This is a genomic window from Paenibacillus sp. DP01 (genome assembly GCF_044784315.1).
Lineage (GTDB): Bacteria > Bacillota > Bacilli > Paenibacillales > Paenibacillaceae > Paenibacillus > Paenibacillus polymyxa.
Map to the genome: position 1 here is coordinate 958,744 of NZ_CP173059.1, position 19,357 is coordinate 978,100.

16 protein-coding genes and 1 pseudogene are annotated in these 19,357 nt (G+C 49.2%); 12 read left to right on the plus strand and 5 right to left on the minus strand.

Annotated elements, in window-relative coordinates; genetic code table 11:
• From purQ to ACH59B_RS04380, 12 genes are all read left to right on the plus strand, one after another.
• A complete protein-coding gene (gene purQ, locus ACH59B_RS04325) occupies positions 1-690 on the plus strand; it encodes a phosphoribosylformylglycinamidine synthase subunit PurQ (protein WP_016819768.1) in 690 nt (229 codons plus the stop codon).
• A complete protein-coding gene (gene purL / locus ACH59B_RS04330; protein ID WP_404303385.1) occupies positions 668-2,911 on the plus strand; it encodes a phosphoribosylformylglycinamidine synthase subunit PurL in 2,244 nt (747 codons plus the stop codon). Before purQ ends, purL begins: the two co-directional genes overlap by 23 nt.
• Positions 2,896-4,377, plus strand: a complete 1,482-nt coding sequence (purF, locus tag ACH59B_RS04335) for an amidophosphoribosyltransferase (RefSeq protein ID WP_017426172.1) — start codon at positions 2,896-2,898, stop codon at positions 4,375-4,377. The genes purL and purF overlap by 16 nt, the downstream gene beginning before the upstream one ends.
• A gap of 716 nt (positions 4,378-5,093) precedes the next feature.
• Positions 5,094-6,134 (plus strand): phosphoribosylformylglycinamidine cyclo-ligase, encoded by a 1,041-nt coding sequence (purM, locus tag ACH59B_RS04340; RefSeq protein WP_404303387.1) that lies wholly within the window; start codon positions 5,094-5,096, stop codon positions 6,132-6,134.
• On the plus strand, positions 6,134-6,748 hold the full coding sequence (purN, locus tag ACH59B_RS04345; RefSeq protein WP_017426174.1) for a phosphoribosylglycinamide formyltransferase: 615 nt from the start codon (positions 6,134-6,136) through the stop codon (positions 6,746-6,748). Before purM ends, purN begins: the two co-directional genes overlap by 1 nt.
• 130 nt (positions 6,749-6,878) lie before the next feature.
• Positions 6,879-8,423, plus strand: coding sequence for a bifunctional phosphoribosylaminoimidazolecarboxamide formyltransferase/IMP cyclohydrolase (gene purH / locus ACH59B_RS04350; protein WP_016819773.1), 1,545 nt, complete (start codon positions 6,879-6,881; stop codon positions 8,421-8,423).
• Between the two features lie 63 nt (positions 8,424-8,486).
• Positions 8,487-9,752 carry a phosphoribosylamine--glycine ligase gene (gene purD, locus ACH59B_RS04355; protein ID WP_404303389.1) on the plus strand — a complete coding sequence of 422 codons (1,266 nt, stop codon included), beginning with the start codon at positions 8,487-8,489 and terminating at the stop codon, positions 9,750-9,752.
• 124 nt (positions 9,753-9,876) lie between these two features.
• Positions 9,877-10,554: a TetR/AcrR family transcriptional regulator gene (locus ACH59B_RS04360; RefSeq protein WP_102998766.1), complete on the plus strand. Its 678-nt coding sequence runs from the start codon at positions 9,877-9,879 to the stop codon at positions 10,552-10,554.
• A gap of 99 nt (positions 10,555-10,653) precedes the next feature.
• On the plus strand, positions 10,654-11,511 hold the full coding sequence (locus tag ACH59B_RS04365) for a transporter substrate-binding domain-containing protein (RefSeq protein WP_017426177.1): 858 nt from the start codon (positions 10,654-10,656) through the stop codon (positions 11,509-11,511).
• An 85-nt stretch (positions 11,512-11,596) separates the two neighbouring features.
• Entirely contained in the window at positions 11,597-12,244 is a 648-nt protein-coding gene (locus ACH59B_RS04370) for an amino acid ABC transporter permease (RefSeq protein WP_016819779.1), read from the plus strand.
• A gap of 14 nt (positions 12,245-12,258) precedes the next feature.
• Positions 12,259-13,008 carry an amino acid ABC transporter ATP-binding protein gene (locus ACH59B_RS04375; protein ID WP_090888528.1) on the plus strand — a complete coding sequence of 250 codons (750 nt, stop codon included), beginning with the start codon at positions 12,259-12,261 and terminating at the stop codon, positions 13,006-13,008.
• Positions 13,009-13,057: 49 nt separating this feature from the next.
• Positions 13,058-13,483: an OsmC family protein gene (locus tag ACH59B_RS04380; protein WP_013369486.1), complete on the plus strand. Its 426-nt coding sequence runs from the start codon at positions 13,058-13,060 to the stop codon at positions 13,481-13,483.
• Positions 13,484-13,657: 174 nt separating this feature from the next.
• On the opposite strand, the gene ACH59B_RS04385 is transcribed toward ACH59B_RS04380, so the two are convergent.
• From ACH59B_RS04385 to ACH59B_RS04405, 5 genes and pseudogenes are all read right to left on the minus strand, one after another.
• The gene (locus ACH59B_RS04385; protein ID WP_045244212.1) at positions 13,658-14,635 is read right to left on the minus strand and encodes an iron ABC transporter permease; all 978 of its coding nucleotides are present in this window, start codon (positions 14,633-14,635) and stop codon (positions 13,658-13,660) included.
• Positions 14,632-15,636, minus strand: a complete 1,005-nt coding sequence (locus ACH59B_RS04390) for a FecCD family ABC transporter permease (protein ID WP_404303391.1) — start codon at positions 15,634-15,636, stop codon at positions 14,632-14,634. The genes ACH59B_RS04385 and ACH59B_RS04390 overlap by 4 nt, the downstream gene beginning before the upstream one ends.
• Complete coding sequence (locus tag ACH59B_RS04395) at positions 15,633-16,613, minus strand: helical backbone metal receptor (protein WP_404303392.1); 981 nt, start codon at positions 16,611-16,613, stop codon at positions 15,633-15,635. The genes ACH59B_RS04390 and ACH59B_RS04395 overlap by 4 nt, the downstream gene beginning before the upstream one ends.
• 204 nt (positions 16,614-16,817) lie before the next feature.
• Positions 16,818-17,546 carry a response regulator gene (locus ACH59B_RS04400; RefSeq protein ID WP_016819784.1) on the minus strand — a complete coding sequence of 243 codons (729 nt, stop codon included), beginning with the start codon at positions 17,544-17,546 and terminating at the stop codon, positions 16,818-16,820.
• Positions 17,539-19,212: pseudogene (locus ACH59B_RS04405) on the minus strand (ATP-binding protein). Before ACH59B_RS04405 ends, ACH59B_RS04400 begins: the two are co-directional and overlap by 8 nt.
• Positions 19,213-19,357: the final 145 nt, after the last annotated feature.

Consider the following 19,357-nt stretch of genomic DNA (forward strand, 5'->3'; position numbering starts at 1 on the left):
ATGAAATTTGCAGTTCTGGTTTTTCCGGGCTCCAACTGTGATATTGACTGCTATAAGGCGATAGAGGACACGGTCGGTGAACCTGTCGATTATGTTTGGCATACGGCAACGGATCTGTCACCTTACGATTGTATTCTTGTTCCGGGAGGCTTCTCCTACGGGGATTATCTGCGGTGTGGTGCGATTTCCAGGTTTGCTCCGGTGATGAAGGAAGTAGCCAAAGCGGCTGCCGAGGGCAAATATATTTTGGGGATTTGCAACGGTTTTCAAATTTTGACCGAAGCCGGGCTGTTGCCAGGAGCTTTGCGCCGTAATCTGTCGATGAAATTCCTTTGCCGTGATACGGTGTTGCAGGTTGCGAATAACCAAACGCCTTTTACAAGAGATTATGCTGCTGGTGAAGAGATCATTATTCCGATCGCACATGGTGAAGGCAACTATTACTGTGATGATGAGACGCTGGCTCGTTTGCAGGCGAACAATCAGATCGTATTTACGTATAAAGATAATCCCAATGGTTCCATGACGGATATTGCAGGGATTTGTAATGAACAAGGTAACGTGCTGGGCATGATGCCCCACCCGGAACGCGCAGTGGACGCATTGCTTGGAACGGATGACGGCAAACGTATGTTTACATCTATTTTGAATGCTTGGAGGGATCGTCATGGCGCAGCAAGTGTCCGCTAAGGAACCGACGGCAGAGCAGGTTGCCGAACATAAACTGTATCAGCAGATGGGTGTGTCGGACAGTGAATATGCGCTGATCTGCGAATTCATGGGGCGTAAGCCGAATTATACGGAGATTGGCGTGTTCAGTGTTATGTGGTCAGAGCATTGTGCTTACAAAAACTCCAAGCCGTTGCTGAGACGTTTCCCGACGAGCGGACCGCGAGTTCTGATGGGACCTGGTGAAGGAGCAGGGATTGTTGATATTGGAGACAACCAAGCGGTTGTATTTAAAATCGAAAGTCATAACCATCCATCCGCTGTAGAGCCTTTCCAAGGGGCAGCAACTGGGGTAGGCGGCATTATCCGTGATATTTTCTCCATGGGTGCGAGACCTGTGGCGGTGTTGAACTCGCTGCGTTTTGGCAAGCTGGAGAGCGACCGTGTGAAATATTTGTTCGAGCATGTGGTATCGGGTATTGCGGGCTACGGGAACTGTATCGGTATTCCGACCGTGGGTGGAGAGGTTGTATTTGACGAAAGCTACGAAGGCAATCCGCTCGTTAATGCAATGTGTGTTGGACTGATTGACCATGATAAAATCCAACGTGGTGTGGCAAAAGGGGTTGGTAACCCGGTGTTCTACGTAGGCCCACCAACAGGACGTGACGGGATTCATGGAGCAACTTTCGCATCCGTTGAGCTGACAGAGGAATCCGAAGCAAATCGGACTGCGGTTCAAGTGGGCGATCCATTCATGGAAAAGCTGGTTATGGAATCATGTCTGGAACTGATCGACAGCGGTATTGTACTGGGTATTCAGGATATGGGCGCAGCGGGACTTACCTGCTCCAGTGCTGAAATGGCAAGCAAGGCGGGCAACGGTCTTGAGCTGTACCTGGATCAGGTACCGCAGCGTGAAGAGGGCATGACACCTTATGAAATGATGCTGTCTGAATCACAGGAGCGTATGTTGTTCGTTGTTGAGCCTAAGGATGAAGCACAGGCGCTTGAAATTTTCGAGCGTTGGGGCGTCATTTGTGCCAAGGTCGGTAAAGTGACGGATGACGGTCGTTTGCGTTTGTTCCATCACGGTGAAGTGGTGGGTGATATGCCAGTGACGGCGCTGGTTGACGAGTGTCCGATCTATGACAAGCCTTCCGAAGTCCCTGCTTATTATGAGCAAAATGCTGCGATTGACACACTTCGGTATGCAGAAGTAACGGACTTGAACGGCGCGCTGAAAAAGGTGCTATCTTCACCAAGTGTAGCTAGCAAGAAATGGGTATACGAGCAATATGATTACATGGTTCGCACCAGTACGGCCGTTCGTCCGGGTTCGGATGCAGCTGTAGTGACCGTACGTGGCACCCGCAAGGGACTTGCAATGACTACAGATTGTAACGGACGTTATGTATATCTGGACCCTGAGGTAGGGGGACGGATTGCAGTCAGCGAAGCAGCTCGAAACATTGTATGCTCTGGTGGAGAGCCTTTGGCGATTACGGACAATCTGAACTTTGGTAACCCTGAAAAACCGGATATTTTCTGGCAAATGGAAAAAGCCGTAGACGGTATGGCAGAAGCTTGCCGTGTACTGGATACACCTGTTATCGGGGGCAACGTTAGCTTGTACAACGAAAATGCCAAAGGTTCGATCTATCCGACGCCTGTAGTCGGTATGGTCGGTCTGGTACATGACACAGATCATATTACAACACAAGGTTTCAAAGCCGAAGGCGATGTCATTTTCCTAGTGGGAGAGACGAAAGCTGAGCTAGGAGGCAGTGAGTTCCAGGCTATCGTGCATGGTGTATCCGAAGGACGTCCGCCTGAGCTCGATTTGAATGTAGAGAAAAAACTGCTGACTGCGGTACTAGGAGCGATTCAGGCCGGATTGGTACAATCCGCACATGATCTGGCAGAGGGCGGTTTGGCTGTAGCACTTGCCGAATCTGGAATTAGCGGCGGATTGGGAGCGCAGGTTAACGTAGAAACGTCTTTGCGCCCTGACCATGCTTTATTCAGCGAAAGTCAATCCCGCATTTTGTTATCTGCATCACCGGATAAAGCGTCTGCTCTGGAAGCACATCTGCGTGGACTGGAAGTACCAGTTACCGTATTGGGAAAAGTTGAAGGATCACAATTGACAGTTGAGGTGAACGGACAACCCGCTTTGAACGAGGCAGTCGCCAGTTTGAAGCAAATCTGGGAGGATGTCATTCCATGTCTGATGAAATAACAGCACGGACGTTGTGGACTGGAGATTATTATAATGAAGGCTCAGGTAAAGAGGGGCTGTTTGATAAATTAAAAGAGGAATGCGGCGTATTCGGGGTGTACAGACACTCCGATGCCGCTTCCCTAGCCTATTACGGCTTGCACGCGCTTCAGCATCGTGGTGAAGAAAGTGCAGGGATCTGTGTGAGCAGTGGCGACGAATTCCATTATCATCGTGGAATGGGACTTGTCAAAGAAGTATTTAATAAAGACTTAATGGCTTCGTTGACAGGCGATATTGCCATAGGACATGTGCGCTATTCGACAAGTGGAGACAGTAAGCTGACGAATGCACAGCCTTTGGTGTTCAAGTATCGTGATGGTGATTTGGCGGTAGCGACGAACGGAAATATCGTAAATGCTTTGCAAATTCGGCATGAACTGGAGCAGGGTGGGTCTATTTTTCAAACAACCAGCGATACCGAAGTAGTAGCACATTTGATCGCTCGGTCGTCCAAGGATTTAGTGGAGGCTGCCAAGGATGCATTAAAGCGTATTGTCGGTGGGTTTGCTTTCCTTATTATGACCAATGACAAGCTGCTTGTGGCCTCTGATCCCAACGGCTTGCGTCCATTGACGATGGGCAGATTGGGCGATGCTTATTTGTTTGCATCCGAGTCTTGTGCCTTGGAAACCATTGGTGCAGAACTGTTGCGCGATATCGAGCCAGGTGAACTGCTAGTTCTGGATAAAAACGGACTGCACGAAGACCGTTATACGGAAGATAAGCAGCGTAAAGCGCTGTGTGCGATGGAGTATATTTATTTTGCTCGTCCTGACAGTGACTTGAATGGTTCTAATCTTCATGCAGCACGCAAACGAATGGGCAGCCAGATGGCGCTAGAGGCTTTTGTCGATGCAGATTTGGTTACCGGTGTACCGGATTCCAGCATATCGGCTGCAATTGGTTATGCAGAACAAACAGGTATTCCCTATGAGCTGGGCATGATTAAAAATAAATACACTGGACGTACCTTTATTCAACCGAGTCAGGAGCTGCGCGAGCAGGGTGTGAAAATGAAGCTGAGCGCCGTACGCCGTGTTGTTGAAGGTAAACGGGTCATTATGATCGACGACTCTATCGTTCGGGGCACCACATCTCGTCGAATCGTAAATATGCTGCGGGATGCGGGCGCTTTGGAAGTACATGTACGAATTACCTCACCGCCTTTCAAAAACCCGTGCTTCTACGGTATCGACACACCGGACCGTCGGGAACTGATCGCTTCGTCCAAAACCGTGGAGGAAATTCGGCAAGAGATTAACGCCGATTCGCTCTATTTTATGAGCGCAGAGGGATTGATTGCCGCGGTAGGCGGACATAACGAACAGGATTACAAGGGCGGTTTGTGCCTGGCTTGTTTCGATAATGATTATCCGACACAGGTAGATTTTAAAGGCGAAGAAAAGTTCGGGTGTAGTTGTTAATATAGGGAACAAAAGAGGTACAGAGGTGCATGGAGGCATGGGATGGCGGTTCTGAGGGGACCACTCAGCGTGTGTAAGGTTCTTACGATCGCTGTTGCCGCTGGATTCTTGGAGTGGAATAACCCCTTACAGGGTTAGAATCCAGCAGCAAAGGGGAACGCTTTCGCTTCTCCAGAATCCTTCCACTCGCTGCGTTCCTCAGGTGTGCAGCATTTTGCAGTAGTGCCTGTACCTCTTCTGTTCCCACGGGGAAGAGAAGAGGTAAGGCTGTTAAAAACTCATGGCATAACTATTTCATGCCATGAGTTTTTAACAGGCGGCTTGTAAAGCCGCCTGTGAGCCAGCGAAGCCAGGCTCAGGCAGCAGGCAGGGCGGAAGCTGCCTGCCTCAAGGGCCAAAGAAGTAAGCCGCCCGTTGGCGCTGCTCACTTCTTTGGCCGGGCGCGTCCCCGCCTTTGCGAAGCAAACAGTCCGGGACGTGCCCCCGCCGCTGTCATTACCAAAGGCGGCCACGCATCAAAGCGTGTCCTTGTGAATTGCGGGAAGACCCGCAATTCACAATGGAAAACACGCGACGCTCATTACGAACCACCACCAAGCAGCACCCAATCCTACGCATCTGACCGACTCTTGAGGGGTCCAGGGGGAGCAGCCCCATGGAATCCTCCCTGCTAGGGAGGACTTAGGAGGGTCAATCATTTGAAGGAGTGTTCATGAATGTCCGAAGCATACAAAAACGCAGGGGTAGATATCGATGCTGGTAATGAAGCAGTAGAACGGATGAAAAAGCACGTTAAACGTACCTTCCGTCCGGAAGTGCTCACGGACTTGGGCGGATTCGGTGCGTTGTTCGGCTTGAATAAAGATAAGTATGAAGAGCCTGTACTCGTTTCCGGTACCGATGGTGTCGGCACGAAGCTGAAGCTTGCCTTTGCAATGGATCGTCATGACACCATTGGCATTGATGCAGTTGCGATGTGCGTAAACGATATTGTCGTCGGAGGTGCAGAACCTCTCTTTTTTCTAGATTACCTTGCTTGTGACAAGGTTGTGCCCGAGAAGATTGAAGCTATAGTCGCTGGAATCGCAGAGGGCTGCCATCAGTCAGGGTGTGCGTTGGTCGGCGGCGAAACCGCAGAAATGCCGGGGATGTACAGTGAGGGCGAATATGATATTGCTGGATTCACCGTAGGGATTGTAGATAAGAGCAAAATCATTAACGGCAGTTCCATTGTTCCTGGAGATACCGTAATCGGACTGGCTTCCAGTGGTGTCCATAGTAACGGCTTCTCACTGGTTCGCAAGCTGTTATTGGAACAGCAAGGCTATGATTTGCATGATGAAATCGAAGGCTTGAACGGCAAACTGGGCGATGTACTGCTGGAGCCAACGAAAATTTATGTGAAATCTGTGCTGGCGTTGCTAGACAAGGTAAAAGTAAAAGGCATGGCGCATATCACGGGTGGCGGTTTTATTGAAAATATCCCTAGAGTATTACCGGATCACGTCAATGTAGATATACAGTATGGCACATGGCCAATTCTGCCGATCTTCCAGCTCATGCAGGAAAAGGGCGAAATCTCTAACAAAGACATGTTCACTACCTTCAATATGGGGATTGGAATGGTGATCGTTGTTGAGGCAGAGCACGCACAGACTGCATTGGAAGTTCTGAAGGAACAGGGTGAAGCTGCGTATGTGATCGGAAAAGTAACGGAAGGCAGCTCGATCGTGACCTTTACGGGAGCCGAGGTATAATGGGCAATTACCGGATTGCTGTTTTTGCATCAGGCGAAGGGACGAACTTTCAGGCTTTGGTGGATGCGGCCGCACGGGGTGAACTGGGCGGCGCCTCGGTAGAACTACTTATCTGTGACAAGCCTGCGGCTCCGGCTGTAGCTAGAGCACAGAAAGCTGGAATTGCCTGTCATACTTTTCGCCCTAAGGAATATCCTGCCCGAGAAGACTATGAGCGTGAATTGGTGGCTTTGCTGGAGCAGAAATCGATTGACCTCATCGTGTTAGCAGGCTATATGCGTTTGCTATCCAGTGTCATGGTTGATGCCTACGCTGGGAAAATCATCAATATTCATCCGTCGCTGCTTCCGGCATTTCCAGGAAAGGATGCTGTTGGACAGGCATTGGCCTATGGAGTCAAGGTAAGTGGAGTCACCGTCCATTTTGTGGACGGCGGGATGGACACTGGTGCGATTATTGCCCAACGTGTCGTAGAAGTTCACGATCATGATACAGCGGAATCCTTATCCGCAGCCATTCAATCCGTGGAACGTCAGCTATATCCAGAGGTAGTTGGTAGACTGGCTCAAGGCAAAATCCAATTGAATGGCCGCAAGGTGAGCTCACTTCTCTAAAGATAACTGTAATTTGTCATATCATTGTCATAACAAGGATACTGTACAGGCATTTTCCGATATTTCTCGGGAAATAAATTGATAGAAGAGAAATTTGCAAAATTCTGAAAGAGCTAAAGGAGGAGACAGGGTGAGTATTAAAAGAGCGCTCGTCAGCGTATCAGATAAACGGGGAATCGTGGAGTTTTGTCGCGAGTTGTCCAAATTGGGTGTGGAGATCGTTTCGACAGGGGGAACGAGCAGCTTGCTGTCGAAGGAGGGCATTCCTGTCATCGGTATTTCAGAGGTAACGGGATTTCCAGAAATTATGGATGGACGTGTTAAAACACTCCACCCTGCAGTACACAGCGGTTTGCTGGCTGTTCGGGATAATGAAGAGCATCAGCGCCAGATGAAGGAGCTTGGATTGGATTATATCGATCTGGTCGTTGTGAACCTGTATCCTTTTGCGGAAACGATCGCCAAACCCGGTGTAACCTATGAAGACGCGATTGAAAATATTGACATCGGCGGACCAACAATGCTTCGTTCTGCGGCAAAAAACCATGCTTTTGTCAGTGTAGTGGTCGATGCGGATGACTATAGCACTGTACTGGAGGAAATACGTAAGGATGGCGACACGGAGCTAAATACTCGTAAGCGTTTGGCTGCAAAAGTGTTCCGTCATACGGCGTCATACGACGCTTTGATTTCCGATTACTTGTCGAATGTGACAGGTGATCCTCTGCCTGAGCGTTACACTGTAACCTATGAAAAAATTCAGGATTTGCGTTATGGCGAAAATCCCCATCAACAGGCGGCATTTTATCGTGAGCCTTTGGCGGCCAAGGGTACACTAACAACAGCAAAGCAACTTCACGGTAAAGAGTTGTCTTACAATAATATCAATGATGCGAATGCAGCCCTGCAAATCGTCAAAGAATTCAGCGAGCCGACAGTAGTTGCAGTTAAGCATATGAATCCTTGCGGTGTGGGAATTGGCGGCAGTATTTATGAAGCGTACAGCAAAGCTTACGCAGCAGATCCAACATCGATTTTTGGCGGCATTGTCGCGGCTAACCGGATTATTGACGGCGATACAGCAAATAAGCTGAGTGAAATCTTTTTGGAAATTGTATTGGCACCGGGCTTCACGAAAGAAGCATTGGAGATTTTAACGAAAAAGAAAAATATCCGTTTGCTTGATCTGGGTGAGCTTTCCCCATCTGAGGCGAAGAGCCGTTTCGTCGTGACTTCCATTGAAGGCGGCATGGTTGTTCAGCAAAATGACGTTCATGCTGTGGACCCGGATGCACTTACAGTTGTAACAGAGCGTACGCCATCCGAGGAGGAACTGAAACAACTTTTGTTTAGCTGGAAAGTGGTTAAACATGTGAAATCCAACGCTATCGTACTGGCGGCAGATAATATGACTATTGGCGTAGGCGCAGGACAAATGAACCGTGTCGGAGCAGCCAAGATTGCGATCGAGCAGGCCGGTGACAAAGCAAAAGGTGCCGTATTGGCATCGGATGCATTTTTCCCGATGGGCGATACGCTGGAGTTGGCAGCTAAAGCAGGCATTACAGCAGTCATTCAGCCGGGCGGTTCCATTAAAGATGAAGAATCTATCAAGGTTGCTAACGAATATGGCATTGCTATGGTCTTTACAGGCGTACGTCATTTCAAGCACTAAGTTGTGTGAGTGGTGGAGGCAGCACACCTGAACGATCATAATGGGGCGGGAGGAATCACCTGAATGGATATTTTGGTTATCGGAGGGGGCGGCCGCGAACATGCAATTGTGTGGGCGCTGAAGAAAAGCCCCAAGGCCGGACAAATCTATTGTGCGCCAGGTAATGCTGGCATCGGACAATTAGCGGAGTGTGTGCCGATTCCGGTGAGTGAGTTTGACGCGCTGACAGAACTGGCGGAATCCAAAAAAGTCGGACTTGTCGTAGTGGGCCCCGATGATCCACTGGCAGACGGCATTGTGGATGCCTTTGAAGCGAAGGGCATTCCAGTATTCGGACCGCGTAAAAATGCAGCGGAAATTGAAGGCAGTAAAATCTTCATGAAGGATTTGCTGCACAAATATCAAATTCCGACAGCAACTTACCGCAAGTTTTATACCTATGAGGAGGCACATGCCTACTTGAAGGAACAGCCTATTCCGGTGGTCATTAAGGCCGACGGATTGGCAGCAGGCAAAGGCGTGACAGTTGCTTACTCGATGGAGGAAGCGGAAAAGGCGCTGTCCGATATTATGGTAGCGAAGGTTTTTGGAGAAGCGGGTGCACAGGTCGTGATTGAGGAGTTCCTTGCTGGACAGGAAATGTCGATTCTCTCCTTTGTGGATGGTGAAACGGTTCGTCCAATGGCAGCGGCCCAAGATCACAAGCCGGTTTTTGACGGTGACAAAGGACCGAACACAGGTGGCATGGGAACGTATTCCCCGTTGCCTCACATAGCCAATTCCATTATTGAGGAAGCCATTGAGACGATTATTAAGCCGACGGCCAAGGCTATGGTTGCTGAAGGACGCCCGTTCCGTGGTGTTTTATTTGCTGGACTGATGATTTCGCCGGACGGCAAGCCGAAGACCATTGAGTTTAATGCACGTTTTGGTGATCCAGAAACACAAGTCGTATTGCCTCGCCTAGAATCCGACTTGCTCGATATTTTTCTCGCTGCTGTGAACGGCACACTGGATCAGGTGGAGATCGAGTGGAAGGATGAAGCTGCGGTCTGTGTCGTTCTGGCATCCGGAGGTTATCCCGCAGCTTACGCCAAAGGGGTACCTATCCATGGACTGGATCAGGCTGACGAAGCCATCGTGTTCCATGCCGGCACAGATATCAACGAACAGGGTGAGTGGGTAACGAACGGCGGACGCGTATTAGGCGTGGTTGGTTTGGGACGTGACATTGCCGAGGCACGGGACAAAGCTTACGAGCAGGCGGCTCGTATTACCTTTGAAGGTAAGCAAAACCGTACAGATATTGCAGCAAAAGCATTGCAATAACAGCAATATATAGGATAAGAGAACCTCTGCGGAGGTTCTCTTTTTTCGTTTGACAAAAGTATACTTATCCTATAGGATTAAAAATACAAAACTGACTGACTGATCAATCGGGAGGAGGAAACCCATGCAGCCACGCAAGGCGAAGCAATCCAAAACCCTTTCGAATGACTCACCTGTTGATCACGGGGGAGAAGAAACAGACCGCAGGACTCAGCTTCTTCACATTGCGTTAAAGCGGTTTGCTGAGCAGGGTTACCACCAAACGAAGATTTCAGATATTGTGGTGGAGGCAGGAGTAGCTCAAGGCACATTTTATTGGCATTTTAAAAGTAAAGAGGCTCTGGCGCTGGAGATTATCGCTACAGGCCGTGAACAGCTTTTGTCAGCGATCGGGCAGGGGTATCGCCGTGATGCAGGAACGCTGGCTGATATGGTCAAGGCATCGGAAGCGCTGTTTGTTCGGCTATTTCATTTTGCATTGGAGAACCGTTATCTGATGGGTTTGCTGCTGATCGGCAGTGGTGTCGATGAACCCGTGCGGCAGAGTATCCGTGAGACCAGGACTGCAATGGAGCTTGCATTCAGGCGCAATATGGAGAGAGCGATCGAGCTGAACATGTTGCCTGCCGAATTAGATGTCGAATTAAGGGCAGCACTACTCATGAGCATGATCGAAGGGATCATTATACGCTGGTTATTCGGTTCAGAGGGAACACATGACCACATCAAGCAGGTATCCGCTACAAGATTGGCAGAAGAGGCTGCTAATTTTGAATTTTACGGACTATTAGGTCAATGCTAGACGGTCAACATCGCATGAATGAGTAGTGGGCAACAAATAATATAGCCAAATTACACATACAAACTTAAACATTTACATCTAGACAGGAGAGAACAATACATGAAAACACGTAAAAAAGGATTCTTGGTGACCACACTCATGGCTCTGGCATTGTTCAGCCTTGTGCTGAGCGCTTGCGGTACCAAACAGGAAGCTTCCAATACCGGAACTGGAACGGGCAGCAATAATGAAGCAGCCGCCAATCAGCTCGAAGCCATCAAGAAGGCCGGTGTAATGAAGGTAGGCATGATGGGCACTTACCCACCGTACAATTTCTTGAACGACAACAAGGAGTTGGACGGGTTTGATGTGGATATTGCCAAAGAGTTGGCGAAACGGATTGGAGTAAAAGCGGAATTCACGGCCCAAGAATTTTCGGGATTGATTCCAAGTCTGCAAAAGAAAAAATTCGATGCAGTGGTTAGCCAGGTGGCGATTACAGAGGATCGCAAGAAGGCCATTGACTTCACAGATCCCTATATCACCAATAATGTGAATATTATCGTGAATAGCAAAACAAATGACATTACGAAGTTGGAAGACTTTAAAGGCAAAACCATTGGTGTCGGCTTGGGGACAAATGATGAATCTTATCTGCGCAACGAAGTGCTGCCAAAGGTAGGCGATTTTGAGATCAAAACATATGATGATGTCATTACTTCATTGAAAGATCTAAACTCTGGTCGTATTGATGCAACCATTAACAATCTATATGCTCTCAAACCCATTATCGACAAAAACGGGTTCCAAATTAAAGCCGTAGGCGAGCCGATTAAATCAGACCTAGCAGCTGTAGCCATTAACCAGAAAACTCCTGAGCTCAAGGAAGCCTTGAACAAGGCTCTGAAGGAAATGAAGGAAGACGGCACTTACAAAACAATTTTCAAAAAATGGTTTGGCGAGGAGCCAAAAGAATAACGTAAGCCTGTTACAGGCGTCTGGCTCCAGTCTTGGCTTTTATGCTGACATGGGGCCACTCGTCTGAAAGAAGGGAATATAATTGATGCTAGAATTAATGTGGGAGAACGTCCCTTTTTTATTGAAGGGCGCTTATTATACGCTGTATATAACGATTGTTTCTATGCTGTTTGGTTTAATTATTGGTTTGATTGTTGCTGTAGCGCGCTTGAAGGGGAATCGACCTGTTCGGTGGCTGGCTCGTATGTATGTATCAATCATCCGGGGAACGCCGGTTTTGGTGCAGATTGCGGTCATTTATTATGGTCTGGATGATTACGGAATATCTTTCGGATCGTTAACGGCTGCTTGTCTCGCGCTTAGTATTAATACAGGGGCGTACTTATCGGAGACGTTCCGTGGAGCTATTTTAGCCGTACCACAGGGACAGACCGAGGCTGCTTATGCGACGGGAATGTCGCCTGGTCAAACGATGTGGCGTATCATTCTTCCACAGGCGTTGCGCATTGCAATTGCACCGATGGGGAATACGTTCGTGGGTATGCTTAAAGAAACGTCGCTTGTGTCGGTTATCGGGGTTAGTGAATTGATGCGACAGGCACAGCTTTTACAGGCGCAGTATTTGCGCTACATGCCGTTTCTGCTCGAAATTGCCCTGATGTACTGGATTATGAGCATTGGATTCTCCGCTATACTGGAGCGGGTGGAAAAGCGTCTGGCTCGAGCTTATTAAGGTGGAGATGATAGATGATGATAACGACAAACGGATTAGGTAAACGATTCGGACAGGTAGAGGTTCTGAAAAGCATAGATTTTCAGGTTGCCGCTCGTGAAATCGTCGTATTGCTCGGTCCCAGCGGTTCAGGTAAAAGTACCCTGCTGCGTTGCCTGAACGGACTGGAAGAGTTGTCTTCTGGCAAGTTTGAGGTGAACGGGATTGAGGTTAATGCTATGGCTCCTGTTCGTGCCCGCCAAGCAGCCATTCGTGATATTCGCAAGCAGACGGGGATGGTGTTCCAGCAATTCAATCTGTATCCGCACAAAACAGCTATCGGCAATGTCATTGAAGGACTGCTGACAGTTAAGAAAATGCCGCGCGACAAGGCTATGTCTATCGGACAACAGCTGCTGAAGCGGGTGGGGTTACTGGATAAGCAGGATGTACATCCATCTCGTCTGTCCGGTGGACAGCAGCAACGGGTAGCTATTGCACGTGCACTGGCGATGGACCCGGCGATTATGCTGTTCGATGAACCGACATCGGCGCTTGATCCCGAACTCGTGGGTGAGGTGCTGGGGGTTATGCGGGAGTTGGCTCAAGATGGAATGACGATGGTCGTCGTGACGCATGAGATGAAATTTGCCCGCGAGGTGGCAGACAAGGTTGTATTTATGGCGGACGGTATCATTGTGGAAGAAGCTGCACCACAGGCTTTTTTTGATGCTCCCCAGCATGAGAGGACACAAAAGTTTTTGCGTCAACTTAGCGAGTTTTAAGTTAGAGGATGAATCATAGATTATTAAGATGGAAAGAAGGCAATTGATTATGAAAGTATCTACTACTTGGCACGGCAAACGCGCATTTACATCGGAAGGACCATCCGGTTATTCCGTAGGGATGGATGCTACGGCGGCTTATGGCGGCGATGGTAAAGGGATGACACCGATGGAACTGCTGCTTGCAGGTCTGGCGGGATGTATCGGTATTGATATTACGATGATTTTGGATCGTTTTTTGTCAGACATTCAGCGAATTGATATTGATGCAGAAGGTACACGCAAGGAGCAAATGCCAACAGGATTTACAGCGATTGATCTGACATTCCACGTAGATGGAGATATTCCAGATTACCGCGTATGGAAAGCGATTCAGATGGGTAAGGAAAAATATTGTGCAGTATCTGATTCCCTAAAAGCGGAAATTCGGATGCACCTCATTTTGAATGGAACAGAAGTACCCTATCCAGCGTAAGTGTTGAGGGGTGAAGAGAGCCAGCTTGTGTCATATACAGGCTGACTCTCTTTTTTTATGTTGTCTGACAATATGACGCATAATGAAATCTTGTGTGTGGAATGCATATCGAAGTTACTGTACGATGAATCGTTTAGAAAAGAAACCAATCAGCGGATCGGTGTACAGGTTTCCTTATCCGCTGCTTTTTTGTTTGCGTTCCCGCAGCAAGAGATACAGGAAATAGGGCGCGCCAATTACGGCTGTCACGATGCCGGCGGGGATTTCGAGCGGCGGCTTCAGCCCCCGTCCGAGCGCATCGGCAAGGACGAGGATCAGGGCACCGATCATGGCTGCGCCGGGCAATAGATAGCGGTGGCGATTACCAAACAATCGCCGTGCCAGATGTGGTGCCAGCAGCCCTATAAAGCCGATGGAACCGATGGCAGCGACACAGGCAGCAGCTAAGGCCACAGATACGGCCAGCAGTCCTGTGCGCATACGCTTCACGCTAAGTCCCAAACCAGCGGAGCTTTCCTCATCCAGACTCATAATATCCAGCTTGTGCTGTAGTGTATAGGCGAGAGGCAGCAATACAATTAACCATGGCAAAAGCCCATATACTTCATCCCAGCCTTTGCCCCACAAGCTTCCAGCTAGCCAAGTCAGCGTATCGCTGGCTTCGAGTGGATATTTGACCAGAATATAATCGGTCGCAGCCTGGAAGATAGCACCTACCGCCAGCCCGGTTAAGGCTAGCATATTAGGACGCATGCCTCCCCTCATCGAAAGCTGTACGAGCAGTAGTGCAGCTAACCCGGCACCGACAAAGGCAGCGACAGGCAGCAGCGCCACCGGGGATGAGGGGAGCAGCACGATGACGAGAACCGCAGAAAAGCCGGCTCCCTTGGATACACCCACCACATCCGGCGAAGCCAGTGGGTTGCGAATCATGCCTTGCAGTAGCACGCCGGCTACAGCAAGACCAGCACCGGCCATGATGGCCAGCAGGTCACGAGGCAGTCGATAATGGTGAACGATGAACCAGGAAGAGGCATTTCGGTTAGTCAGCGCCGTGATCAGCTCAGCGGGCGTAATGTAGGTGCCGCCCACGCCGATAGCTATAAAGGAAACACCCATCATTATCACGAGTAAAATCCACAGTTTTTTCATCGTGAAGCCCTCCCGTTCTTGTGCGCCAGGTATAAAAAGAAGGGCGCGCCCACCAGCGCAGTTACGATACCAACGGGCGATTCATAAGGAAAGGCAATAAATCGTCCAAGCACGTCCGCATATGTCAGCAGCAGAGCTCCGCAGATTGCAGACAGGGGGATGACCCGTTTGTAATTGTTGCCTGTAAATACCTTAATGATATTCGGCACCATCAGACCCACAAAGCCGATGGCCCCGGCTACCGCTACAGCAGAGCCTGCCAGCATAATAACTGAAACCGAGGCTAGCAAGCGGACAAGCCGTACGTTTTGCCCCAGTCCTTGTGCGACCTCTGTACCGAGGCTAAGCACAGATAGCGAGGGGGCCAGCGCCAGTGCAAGGATCATACCGACGGCGAACCATGGCAGCACCAGACGCGTGTCGGCCCAAGTAGACCCGTCGATGGCTCCGGCGAGCCAATACAGTACATCGGATATTTGCTCGTTGAACACGAGCAGTCCCTGAGTGACAGAGGCCAGCAGCAGATGCACAGCCATCCCGGCAAGAGCCAGCTTGACTGGCGTCATGCCCGCCGTTCCGGCCAGCGCATATACGAAGGAGCCACCTGCGATCGCTCCGGCAAAAGCAAAATAAATGCTGCCGGACGACCCGATATTAGGCAGCAGCACGACCGACAGGACGACAGCCAGCGAAGCGCCAGAGCTGACCCCAAATACCTGTGGCGAAGCCAGCGGGTTGCGTGTGATGGCCTGCATCAGCGCTCCGGCCACGGCAAGCCCGGCGCCGACGATCAGACCAATGACGGCACGTGGCAGGCGTATCGTCAAGATAATGAGCTGATCCTTGGACGGATGCTCGGTGAATAGCGCAGTCAGCATGGTGGGGATGTCCATCCTGACTGGGCCAATCGCCACGCTCAGCAATAGTCCAGCCAGTAGCGCGAATAGAAGTGCAAAGAAGACCGGCTTATTTAGCCGGTCGCGTAAGGCTTGTCCGATCAACGGGAGCCGTCTCCTTTAGTTTGCGCGGGATACAGAAGCGAAATCGCTTGCTCCAGTATTTTCTCGGCAGAGCCGAGTCCACGGTACCGGGTCCACAGTGCCCGGTTTACTTCGTAAACTTCCCCTTTTTTCACGGCCGTAATGTTTTGCCATAACGGATTTTGCTTCCATTCTGCAAGCAGCTTCTCATCGGCTTCCACTAAGAAGATCACGTCCGGATCAGCTTGTGCAATCTGCTCCAGTGTCAGCTTGACTGTAGGCTCGCTTGTATTTTGAAGGGCATTGTGGATGCCTGCTTGCTCCAGCAGTTGTCCATCAAAAGATGAAGCGCCGTGAGCCGATAGTGAATCAGAACGAAATACCCCAAGCAATACGCTACGTGACTCACCAGCTTGGATGCCTTCTTTCAGCTTTGCCATTGTAGCTTTATGTGCTGCGAGAATTTGCTCACCCTTTTCCTTCTCACCCAACGCGTCAGCGATAACGCCGAAGGATGCCAGGTTTTGCTCATAAGAGGAATTGCGGCTCTTTAGAACAATGGTAGGAGCAATCTCACTTAGTTCTTTGTAAATGCTCTTATGACGGTTCAGATCAGCAATAATCAAATCGGGCTTCAAAGAGCTGATCGTTTCCAGGTTCGGCTGTTTGCGTGTGCCGACAGGTGTAAAGTCGATTCTTTTGCCACGCAGCCCATCGATATCATCATCATTTTCCTGAGCTATGCCGACAGGCATCACGCCCAGTTGGGTAGCAGCATCGACAAAAGAGAATTCCAACGTCACAATTCTTTTGGGTTTGCCTGTAACTTTGGTTTTTCCCATCTCATGTTTGATCGTTCGAGTGTCGCCTGTGGTTTGAGGTGCTGCTGCGTTATTATTTTGTGACTGGCCTCCACATCCCGCCATAACGGCTGTCAGTAGTACCAGAATCGCTGCAAGCAGCACGCCTGTGCGTAGTGGCTGTTTCGGTGTTGCCATATGTTGTCCCCCGTTCCAAATATGCTTACCAGAGAAACTGATAATCATTATCAATTAACTAACTGTTGACCATTCTAGCAACCGGGAAAGGGGACGTAAATAATGTGATCATTTAAACCGTTTTAGCCTATTATGAGAATTAAGTTCATTAAAATCATGAGCGAGATGAGAGGATGGAAGAGACCAGACGTATGAATTGGTGGTTTATGCATTTTCCTGCCGTCTGCGATAGATACGCTCCGGTCTGCCGACAGTTCCGTATACCTGATCGTGGTGAGCATCGCCACTTTCCACTAAATATTCCAGATACCTTCTGGCGGTAGATCGGCTCATACCTAGCTCAATTCCCACTGTACCCGTAGTTACCTCACCTCGTCGGTTCAGGAGATCAAGCACCTTTTCGCAAGTGACTTTATCAATGCCTTTGGCCCATAGCTCTCCTACTCCGTTACCCGTCATCCGACCCGTGCCCGCGCTTTGAAGCAGACGGTCAATTTCCGATTGCTCCACCGTAGATTGTTCTTCTTGCCATGTTGTGACTTGGCGGCGAAAACGAGCATATTCCTCTAAGGTCGCCCGCAATCTCTCGAATACGAGCGGCTTTACGATAAAATCAAATACTCCTGCTCGAACCGCTTGTACCACAGTTTCAGCTTCTTTGGCGGCAGTCAGCATAATGACATCTGTACTTGGATAGTGCTGTTTGATGAACGATAGCAGGGTTAGACCATTCGTATCGGGAAAATAAACATCCAGCACGGCTAAAGACGGACGCAGAACATCTAGTTGAAGCTTTGCCTCAAATTCGTTCGTTGCTATTGCACATACGGTGAATCCATCCACCTTTTCAATAAATCGTCGGTTAATCTCCGCAATTCGCGGATCATCTTCAATAATAAGAACCTCAATGTCCGATAAAACCCGCTCATTCATGGCCGTAACCTCCTTTTACATCATGATTCGTGTCTGTTCTAATTAAAGGAATGTATACTTCAAAAATGCTACCTCCACCAGGCCGTTCATGTACTTTTATGGAGCCACTCATTCGTTCGGTGTACTCCTGCACGAGAGCAAGGCCATATCCGTGTCCTGCCTCTGCTTTAGTTGATGCTCCCTTAACGAACAGTTTTTCCTGGATATCCTCCGAAATACCCGATCCATTATCCATAACTTCGACGACGATGGCTTCAGTCATTTCTTCAAGCCGGAACCAGACCTGTCCGTCAGGTATAGAGCCTATTGCAACTGCTTACATAGCATTGTCCAGCAGGTTTCCGGCAATGGTAGCAAGAAGCGACCACTCCAACGCAGGAGACGGGGTTGAAAATGCTCCTTTTATATATGAATGGAGTACAATCCCTTTTTCCAACGCCTGTTTTTTCTTGCTGATCAGCAGGCTGGCGATGATTGAATCGGGTGAAAGAGAAGACGAAACGGAACTATGTACACGATACTCTTCCGATTCCTGAGTAATAAAGTCCACTGCTTCGTCATAACACTCCAACTGAATCAGGCCGGATATGAGATATAGCCGATTGGTATATTCATGTGTTTGTGATCGTAACACGTCCGCATAATCCTTGACCTCTGTCAACTGCCGCGTCATGCGAAGCAGCTCTGTTTTGTCACGCAGGCTGGCAACGGTGCCTAGCATTCGTCCGAATCGATCCTTGATCGGTACACGGCTGACGACTACGGCTCGTTGTTGGATCTCAATTTCCTCATTGAATACGTTTTGTTCCTGATCCGGCTTCATGCTAGGATTCTTTTCGATAAAATCTGTAGCAAGTACATCTGCCAGCTGATATGCGGCGCCCGCCAAGTGACGAAGCTCGCATCCATAGAGGCTAGTTTCCGGAGGAAGACCAAGCAAACGAACGGCTTGTGGATTGGCAAGTGTGACTTGTCCACTGCTATTAACCGCGATAATCCCTTCACCTATGGATTCGAGAATGGCTTGCTTTTCCTGATACAAACGTCCAATCTCCACTGGCTCCAGCCCATGCAGTTCGTACCTTACCCGTCGTGCTATAGCCAGACTTCCTAATATGCCGATCATTAGCGCGCCTACCATGAACCACAGCCATGTATATGTGTATGTACGAATATTTTGCGCCACATCTGTCATCAGGAAACCTACAGAAACGAGTCCGATAGCTCGGCCTTGTTCATCATAGACTGCGGTTTTGGCTCGCAGTGACGGTCCGAGAGAGCCGGTGGATTCCGTAATAAAGGACTGTCCTTGCAGCACCTTATTATTCAGCGGGTCCATCATAGGCTGCCCGATGCGTTCCGGGTTAACATGCCATTGCCGAATGAGATGACGATCTGCAATCGTAATAAAATCAGCGCCGGTGCTGGCTTGGACAGGTTTCACTGCTTCGTTGATCCGAACACGTAATTGCGTCGTGTCGGTCTGTTCTAGAGCATCCCTGACCTGTGCATCTACCGCAAGCGTATTGGCCACAGTCAGTGCCCTTTTCCCAATCTCTTCGTACAAGGCGGAGGTAATCATATAACGCAAGGATAATCCCAACAGCCCGGTAACGACTAGCACTAAAAGGGATATGAATACCATTAATTTTGTCTGAAAACGCACATGCCTTCACCGCCATTAAACAAAATATAGGAGCAGTTGATCAGCGGATAAACACCCCAATATGAATCATTTTACTGTATTCCAGAAACGGCCGCACTTTTAATCTATCGAAAGAATGGTCTATAATAGAAATAGTTACATAATA